Here is an 8,590-nt window from a genome sequence, read left to right as displayed (position 1 = left end):
GGATAGGTGAGGAGGGGCTGGATGATCCGCCAGCACTCCTCGACCGCGCGCTGCGGTGCGAAGTACTTGTCGTCGCCGGTCAGGGCCGCGTACAGGAGGCGCTCGTACGGGGCGAGGGGCTTGCCGAGTTCGCGGGCGAAGATGGTGTCCAGGGGGACCGGGCGCCAGGCCGACTCCTCGTCCAGTGCGGAGAGCTGGAGGCGCATCCCGGCCTCGGGGTCGATGCGCAGCACGATCTGGTTGCCGGCGACCTGGCCGGGGTCGGGAAGGAAGCCGAGCCGGGGAGGCTCGCGCAGGATCAGCCGTACCTCGGTCACCCGTACCGGGAGCCGCTTGCCCGCGCGGATGAAGACCGGCACACCGTCCCACCGCCAGTTGTTGATCTCCAGCCGGAGCGCCGCGTACGTCTCCACGGTCGAGTCCGGTGCCACGCCCGGCAGTTGCTGGTAGCCGACGTACTGGCCGCGCACGTAGGCGTGCACGTCCGCCTCCGGCATGGCGCGCAGCACCTCGATCCGCTTGTCCCACAGATCGGTCGCGCTCGGCCCGACCGGCGGGTCCATCGCCACCAGGGCCAGCACCAGCAGCAGGTGATTCTGGATCACATCGCGCAGCGCCCCCACCTGTTCGTAGAAGCCGGCGCGACCCTCGACGCCGAACTCCTCGGCCATCGTGATCTGGATGGCCACCACGCTGCCCCGGTGCCACAGCTCGGCCAGCGCGGAGTTGGCGAACCGCAGATACTCCAGCTCGATGACGGGTTCCTTGCCCAGGAAGTGGTCGACCCGGAGGATCTGGTTCTCGTCCAGCACCGCCGTCAGCTTGCGGTCCAGGGCGCGGGCCGATGCCAGGTCGTGTCCGAACGGTTTCTCCAGCGCCACCCGCGCCTGCCCCAGCAGCCGGGCGGAGGCGAGCTGGTCCACGATCGGCGCGAACAGCGCGGGCGGGGTCTCCAGATAGAACAGCGGACGCCTGCGGCGCCCCAGCTCCTGGGCGAGCCGCCCATAGGTCTCGGACACGGTGAGGTCTCCGGCCACATAGGCCATCCGGCCCGTCAGCCGCTCCAACACCGTCCGGTCGACGGACTCCTCCGCCTCCTGCACCGCCGTACGGACCAGGTCGGCCAGCTCCTCGTGGCTCAGCTCGCGGCGGCCGACACCGACCACCGGGCAGGCGAGCAGCCCCCGGCCCTCCAGCTTGTACAGCGCGGGAAACGTCATCTTCCGCGCGAGATCCCCGGTCACCCCGAAGATCACCAGAGTGTCGGCTTCCCAGGTTCCGGCCATCGGCGGATGCTCCTCGTCCCGGCGGCGGGCGCGCGCGACGGCGCCCCCTTTCTCGGTCTCTCGTATCGTCCGTGCCCCGGACCCGGCGCGCGACTCGGGGCGCGCGCCCGGCGACTGTGCTCGTGCGGCATACCCGCATGTATGGTGTCCGGACCGCGGGGCAGGAGATCATCCGTCCCCGTACCGAACGTGTCCGACCACGCCAGAAGGAGGCCCGCATGTCCTCGAAGCGACGCCGGAAGAAGAAGGCCCGCCGGAAGAACGGCGCCAACCACGGCAAGCGGCCCCAGTCCTGAGCGACGGCCGTACCGGGCCCGGTCACCCCACCACGGGGCGACCGGGCCCGTCCCGTTTCCAGACTCCTCGGATGCGGCCGCGGTCCCGGCCCGGCCCGACCCGGCCCGAGGGGCATCCGAATCCCCCGTACGGGCGGCAGCGCTGGCCGGTGCCCGGTGGGCGGCCGAGAGTGGAGCGCGCACCGTGCCGCCGGGTGAGATCACGGAAGGGGGTTACTGTCCGGATATGAGCGAAGAGGGTGAACCCGGAATGGAACGAGGGCCGAACGCGGGCAGCGGCCCCTACCTGGACCACCGTGTGGGCTCCGCGGGTGGTCCCGGCGCGGGCGGCTCGACCTTCACCGTCCTCGTGGCCGCCGCCGCCAACTTCGGCGTCGCGCTGGCCAAGGCCGTCGCCGGTGTGCTCAGCGGCTCCAGCGCCATGCTCGCCGAGGCCGGGCACTCGGTCGCCGACACCATGACCGAGGGCCTGCTCTTCGTCGCCCTCAAGCGCAGCAAGAAACCCGCCGACGAGGACCACCCCCTCGGTTACGGCCCGGAGCGGTACATCTGGGCGCTGCTCGCCTCCGTCGCCACCTTCGTCGGCGGCGGCGTCTTCGCCGTGTACGACGGCATCCACGCCCTCACCCACGGCGAGAAGCCCGGCGACCCGGTGATCTCCTACATCGTGCTCGCCGTCGCCTTCTTGCTGGAGGGGCTCTCCCTGCGCACCGGCTGGCGGCAGGCCACCGGCCGCGCCGAGCACTTCCGGGTGCCGATCCTGCGCTACCTCCAGCACACCCCCGACACCGCCGTGAAGGCCGTCGTCATGGAGGACTCCGCGGCGCTCATCGGCCTGGTGCTCGCCGCCCTCGGTCTGCTCGGCGGCCAGCTCACCGGCTCCGGGATCTTCGACGGCATCGCTTCCATCCTCATCGGAGTGCTGCTCATCGTGGTGGCCTACATCCTCGGCCGCGCCAACACCGAACTCCTCGTCGGCCGCGCCCTGCCCAAGCCGATGCGGGAGGCCGTACGCCGGGAACTGCTCTCCGTGGAGGCCGTCCAGGACGTGATGGAGCTGACCACGCTGGTGCAGGGGCCGGGGGAGATCCTCATCGCCGCCAAGGTCGACTTCCGCGACGTCTCCACCTCCGCCCAGATCGAGTGGGCCTGCGAGGAGGCGGAGACCCGGCTGCGCACCCTCATCCCGGCGGTGAATCGCGTCTACCTGGACCCGACGCCCCCGCGCACGACTCCGCCGGCCCCTCCGGAGTAGCGGGCGGTCAGCCCGGCTGGGGCACCATCCGGTGCAGGCCCCGGCGGTCGTAGTAGCGGGTCGCCGCGAAGCCGAACGCCAGGGCCACCACGAAGCCGATCGCGATCATCATCCAGCCGCGCCCCAGCCCGGCGTCGGCGCGGGCGTCGAAGTAGAGGATCGCCCGTACCCCGGCGGCCAGTTGGCGCATCGGCTCGAAGGCGCCGAGGAACCGGTAGAAGCCCGGCACCGCCTCCAGCGGCACGGTGGCGCCCGAGGACGGCAGCGCGAACGCGATGAAGACGAACATCGACACGAGCTGGCCCAGACTGCCGAACGCCGCGTTGATCGCCTGCACCCCGAGTCCGACCGTCAGCGTCGCGCAGTACGAGAACACCCACAGCAGACCGGCGTGCGGGGCGTCCATGCCCAGCAGGCCGATCGTCGCCAGCATGATCAGTGAGGTGGTGAGCAGCGAGAGGCCGGCCGTCATCACCATCTTCAGCATCAGCGTCTGGGTCCGGTTGATGTGCACCGTCGGACGCCGCGAGTGCCAGGGGCCGATCTCCGTGTCGGCGTAGCCGAGGCCGCTGTCGACGCCGTTGTGGATGATGTTGCCGCCGATGAACCCGGCCAGCACCAGCAGCAGCGCGTAGTAGAAGGCGCTCAGCCCCAGCCCGCTGTGGGCGCCGATGGGATGGCCCACCCGGGTCCGCACCTCCACCGGGTCGGCGATCAGCACACGGGTCGCCGCGCTCGCCCGCTTCACCTCGGGGGACGCCGACAACTGCTTGCCCACCGAGACCGACACCTGGTGCGCCGCGCTCTGCGTGATCCGCCCCGCCAGCGAGGAGGCCAGGCTGCCCACGCCGGGATTGGTCAGCACGGTCAGCTCCGGGCGGGACTTGGCGTCCGGGGTGGCCAGCGCGCCCACGGTCGCCGTGAAGTCCGCCGGGATCACCAGGGCGCCGTACACCCGGCCCGACGCCAGCTCGTCCTGCGCCTTGGCCCGTGACATCGGGCGCCAGCGGACCCGGTCGTCGGAGGAGCCGGAGGAGAGGACGGAACGGGCGGCCCGCGTGCCCACGTTGGCCTTCTGGCCCGGCAGCGGCTTGCCCTCGTCCAGGTTCACCAGCGCCACCGGCATCCGGTGCAGGCTGCCCTCCGGGGTGAGGATGCCGCCCATGTACAGCAGCGACAGCACCAGCGCGACCAGCGAGCTGAGCACCGCGGGCATCAGCCACAGCTTCCACCGCCCCAGCAGCCGCGCCGCGCTCACCAGCGGTCCGGACGCGTGCGGGGGCATCCCGGAAGCCATACCACTCCAAGAGGTGCAGTCGGCGGCAACCGCCGAACGGGCTGCGGCGAGGGGCCCGTACCAGCATGTTCCGGCCACCGGACCGCACGCCTGCGGACGCAAGCCGACCATAGATCGCGGACGCCGAAACGTCCCGCCACGACACCGGCCATCTGCTCCGGGTGACCTGACGTACCGGGCCTCGTGAGGTGACCCTCGAGCCCGGGTCCAGGGCGGCACCGTCTCCGCGGCCGCGCCCTCCCGGCGAGGGAGTCCGCGTCCCGCGCGCCCCAGACGTCCGTCAGGGGGCGCACCGTCCCGATGGTCGCTAGCGTGTGACCCAGTTCGGACCGCTCTGCCGACGGAAGGACCTCCCCATGGGCCGACGCAAGGATCTCGGACTGCTGGCCGTACGCATCGGCACCGGCGGCGTACTGGCCGCCCATGGCGCGCAGAAGCTGTTCGGCTGGTTCGGCGGCGGAGGCATCGAGGGCACGGGCAAGTTCATGGAGTCCGTGGGCTTCCGCCCCGGCAGGGCGAGCGCCCTCGCGTCCGGATCGGCCGAGCTGGGCGGCGGTGTCCTGCTCGCGCTCGGTCTCGCCACACCCGCCGCCGGTGCCGCCGTGGCCGGGGGCATGGGCGGCGCCGTCTCCGTGCACCGCCCCAACGGATTCTTCGCCACGGCGGGCGGCTACGAGTACCCGGCCTACCTCGGTTACGTCGCCACCTGCATCGGCCTGACCGGGCCCGGCCGTTACTCCCTGGACCGGCTCCTCGGGTACCGGCTCGAGCGGCCCCGGCTGGTCCTGCTCTGCTTCGCGCTGAGCGCCGCCGGCACCGCGGTGGTCGTCGCCCGCCGGGAACGGGTGCTCTCGGCCCAGCGGCGTCAGGAGGCGGCGCCGGTCACTCCGGCTCCGTGACGGGGCGCACCCATGAGCTTGATTTTCGTTACCGCCTGAAGAACGCGGCACGGAACTCGGTCACCCCTACCGCATTCCGTGCCTTTCCATCCTTTTCGGGTTGGCGGTAACCCCATTTCCGACGCCGGGGAAAGCGCGTCGAGACAGATCCGGAAAACACCGCTCGGCCCTTGTTTTCAAGGGGTGCGCGTCGCGTGGCGGGTGCCGATACCCGGACATAGTCTGGCCTGAGGCTCCATATGTGGGTATGGACGCACCCCGCGACGGCGGAAGGGTGAGAGCCTTGAGCACCTTGGACGAAGAACAGTCACGGATGATGGAGGCGGAGTCGGACCTCGAACCCCGCGTGGGCCCGATCCCCAAGGGGGAGCCGTACTTCCACCCTTACCATCACCCCGCCGCGGGATGGGGCGCCGCCAAGAGCGTGACCAAATTCCTGCTGGACGAGGGAACGCTGATCGAGGGCCCGCGGGCCATCATGAAGATGAACCACGAGAACGGTGGTTTCGACTGTCCCGGATGTGCGTGGCCGGATGACACCAAGGGTCTGAAGCTCGACATCTGTGAGAACGGAATCAAGCACGTCACATGGGAACTGACGCACAAAAGGGCTGACCGCGAGATGTTCGCGCGCCACACGGTGAGCGAAATGCACGAGTGGAGCGACTTCAAGCTGGAGGACCAGGGCCGGCTCACCGAGCCCATGGTCTACGACGCGGCCACCGACCACTACGTGCCGATCTCCTGGCACGACGCCTTCGAGCTCGTCGGACGCCACCTGCGCAACCTGGAGAACCCCGACCAGGCGTCGTACTACACCTCGGGCCGGCTCGGCAACGAGGCGACCTTCCTGTACCAGCTCATGGCGCGCGAGCTGGGCACCAACAACCTGCCCGACTGCTCCAACATGTGCCACGAGGCCAGCGGCCGCGCCATGCAGGCCGCGCTCGGCACCGGCAAGGGCACCGTCGACCTCAAGGACTGGGAAGCCACCGACGCCCTGTTCATCCTCGGCGTCAACGTCGCCTCCAACGCGCCGCGCATGCTCACCTCGCTGACCGAGGCGTTCGACCGGGGCGCGCAGATCGTGCACATCAATCCGTTCATCGAGGCGGGCGCCACCAAGGCGATCATCCCGCACGACTTCCTGGACATGGCCACCTTCCACGCCACCCGGACCAGCACCCTCGACCTCCAGGTGCGGATCGGCGGCGACATGGCGCTGCTGCGCGGCATGGCCAAGGCGGTGCTGGAGCAGGCCAGGACCGACCCCAAGGCCATCGACAGCCAGTTCATCAACCGGCACACCGCCGGCTTCGCGGAGTACCGGGCGCTGTGCGAGGCCACGCCCTGGGAGGAACTGGAGCGCCAGTCCGGGCTCACCCGCGCGGACATCCTCAAGGCGGCCCGGATCTACACCGACGCCGACCGCTCCATCATCAGCTGGTGCCTCGGCGTCACCCAGCACGAGCACGGCGTCGACACCGTCCGCGAGATCATCAACCTGCTGCTCCTGCGCGGCAACCTGGGCCGTGAGGGCGCCGGTCCCTCCCCGGTGCGCGGGCACAGCAACGTCCAGGGCAACCGCACCTGCGGCATCGACCACCGCCCCGAGCCGGAGTTCCTGGACCGGCTGGCCGAGGTCTGCGGGATCAACCCGCCGCGCGACCACGGCCTCGACACCATCGGCACGCTCCAGGCGATGAACCGGGGCGACGTCAAAGTGTTCATCGGCATGGGCGGCAACTTCGCCCTCGCGGTGCCCGACTCGCCGTTCAGCTACGAGGCGCTGCGCAACTGCGACCTGACGGTCCAGGTCAGCACCAAGCTGAACCGCAGCCATGTCGTCCACGGCAAGGAGGCGCTGATCCTGCCGTGCCTCGCCCGCACGGACAAGGACCACCAGCGGGGCGGCGTGCAGAGCACCTCGGTCGAGGACTCGATGTCGATGGTGCACCTGTCGGTCGGCATGAAGCGGCCCGCCTCCAGGCGCCTGCTCTCCGAGCCCGCGATCATCGCCGGCATGGCGCGCGCGGCGCTGCCCGCGAGCCCCACACCGTGGGAGTGGTACATCGAGGACTACGACCGCATCCGGGACACCATGTCCGAAGTCCTTGACGGCTTCGAGGACTTCAACCGCCGGGTCCGGCTTCCGCTGGGCTTCCGCATCAAGCAGCCCGCCCGTGAGCTGGTCTTCCTCACCGAGTCCGGCAAGGCGGAGTTCTCCAGCGCCAAGCTGGCCGACGTGGTGCCCGCGCCGGGCATGCTGGCGCTCGGCACCATGCGCTCGCACGACCAGTGGAACACCACGATCTACTCCGACAACGACCGCTACCGCGGCATCAAGAACCTGCGCGAACTCGTCTTCATGAACGAGGACGACATGCGCGAGCGCGGGATCTCGGAGTTCGACCCGGTGAACATCGTCGCCACGGCGAAGGACGGCAGCCACCGCCACCTCGACGGCTACCTCGCCATCCCCTACGACATGCCGCGCGGCTGTGCGGCCGGGTACATGCCCGAGATGAACGTGCTGATCGCGCTGTGCGACTACAGCACCCAGAGCGACCAGCCCCTCATGAAGCACGTCAAGGTGCACATCACCCCGGCGACCTGACCGGATCCCGGCACCGGGCGGGGAGGACTCGGCACACCCCTCGGTAGGGCAGACTCGGTCCCATGACATCCACGACGCGGTCGCGGGCCACGGCCGTGGTCGTCGGCGGCGGGCCCAACGGGCTCGCCGCGGGCGCGCTGCTCGCCAAGGCGGGGCTCGACGTCACGCTGCTGGAGGCCGCCGACGAGGTCGGGGGCGGCACCCGCAGCTACGACGGTCTGCTGCCCGGCCTGCTGCACGACCACTGTTCCGCCATCCACCCCATGGCCGTGGGCTCACCGGCCCTGCGTGAACTGGAGCTGGAGCGGCACGGACTGCGCTGGCTCCTGCCCGAGGTCGACTGCGTCCATCCCCTCGACGACGGCACGGCGGGGGTACTGATGCGCTCCGTCGCGGAGACCGCCCGCCTCCTCGGTCCCGACGAAGACCGCTACCGGGCGCTGATCGAGCCCTCGGTACGGCACTGGGACACGCTCGCCGGCGAGGTGATGGGCCCGCTGCTGCGCGTCCCCTCCCACCCGCTGCTGCTCGCCCGCTTCGGCCTGCCGACCACTCTGCCCGCCGTCGCACTCGCCCGTCTCTTCCGTACCCCGCAGACCCGCGCTCTCTGGGCCGGGATCGCCGCACACGCCTTCCGCCCGCTGGGCCGCCCGCTCACCTCGGCCATCGGCCTCGGCATCCTGGTCTCCGGGCACGCCGCCGGCTGGGCCGTGGCCGAAGGGGGCTCCCAGTCCATCGCCCGCGCGCTGGAGAAGGCGCTGCGCGAGTACGGGGGGCGCGTCGAGACGAACGTCCGCATCACGGACCACCGCCAGATCCCGGCCGCCGACGTGACGCTCCTCGACCTCGACCCCGGCCAGGCCGCGGCCATCTACGGCGACCGCCTGCCCGCCCGGACCCGGTCCGCCTACCGGCGGTTCCGCCGGGGCCCCGGCGCCTT

The 8,590-nt window shown here is 70.9% G+C and carries 7 protein-coding genes; 5 read left to right on the top strand and 2 right to left on the bottom strand.

Annotated elements, in window-relative coordinates:
• A partial coding sequence (locus CCN33_RS14600) for a glucose-6-phosphate dehydrogenase (protein ID WP_086694062.1) occupies positions 1-1,286 on the bottom strand: 1,286 nt, incomplete at its 3' end.
• Between the two features lie 218 nt (positions 1,287-1,504).
• Between CCN33_RS14600 and CCN33_RS33790 the strand changes: the two genes are divergently transcribed.
• Both CCN33_RS33790 and CCN33_RS14590 read left to right on the top strand, forming a co-directional pair.
• Positions 1,505-1,582, top strand: a complete 78-nt coding sequence (locus CCN33_RS33790; protein WP_370454205.1) for a 50S ribosomal protein bL37 — start codon at positions 1,505-1,507, stop codon at positions 1,580-1,582.
• A 226-nt stretch (positions 1,583-1,808) separates the two neighbouring features.
• A complete protein-coding gene (locus CCN33_RS14590; protein WP_244173811.1) occupies positions 1,809-2,837 on the top strand; it encodes a cation diffusion facilitator family transporter in 1,029 nt (342 codons plus the stop codon).
• A 7-nt stretch (positions 2,838-2,844) separates the two neighbouring features.
• Here CCN33_RS14590 and CCN33_RS14585 read toward each other — a convergent pair whose 3' ends face one another.
• The gene (locus CCN33_RS14585; RefSeq protein ID WP_086694060.1) at positions 2,845-4,134 is read right to left on the bottom strand and encodes a YhgE/Pip domain-containing protein; all 1,290 of its coding nucleotides are present in this window, start codon (positions 4,132-4,134) and stop codon (positions 2,845-2,847) included.
• Between the two features lie 356 nt (positions 4,135-4,490).
• Between CCN33_RS14585 and CCN33_RS14580 the strand changes: the two genes are divergently transcribed.
• The 3 genes from CCN33_RS14580 to CCN33_RS14570 all read left to right on the top strand — a co-directional run.
• Positions 4,491-5,033 (top strand): DoxX family protein, encoded by a 543-nt coding sequence (locus CCN33_RS14580; protein ID WP_086694059.1) that lies wholly within the window; start codon positions 4,491-4,493, stop codon positions 5,031-5,033.
• Between the two features lie 313 nt (positions 5,034-5,346).
• Positions 5,347-7,650, top strand: coding sequence for an FdhF/YdeP family oxidoreductase (locus tag CCN33_RS14575; RefSeq protein WP_086694058.1), 2,304 nt, complete (start codon positions 5,347-5,349; stop codon positions 7,648-7,650).
• A gap of 62 nt (positions 7,651-7,712) precedes the next feature.
• On the top strand, positions 7,713-8,590 hold an 878-nt coding region (locus CCN33_RS14570; protein WP_140394548.1), incomplete at its 3' end, for a phytoene desaturase family protein.

The organism is Streptomyces recifensis, assembly GCF_002154615.1.
Taxonomy (GTDB): Bacteria; Actinomycetota; Actinomycetes; order Streptomycetales; family Streptomycetaceae; genus Streptomyces; species Streptomyces griseoluteus.
The sequence above is the reverse complement of the archived record's forward strand: the minus strand, read 5'-3'. Positions and strand labels throughout refer to the sequence as shown.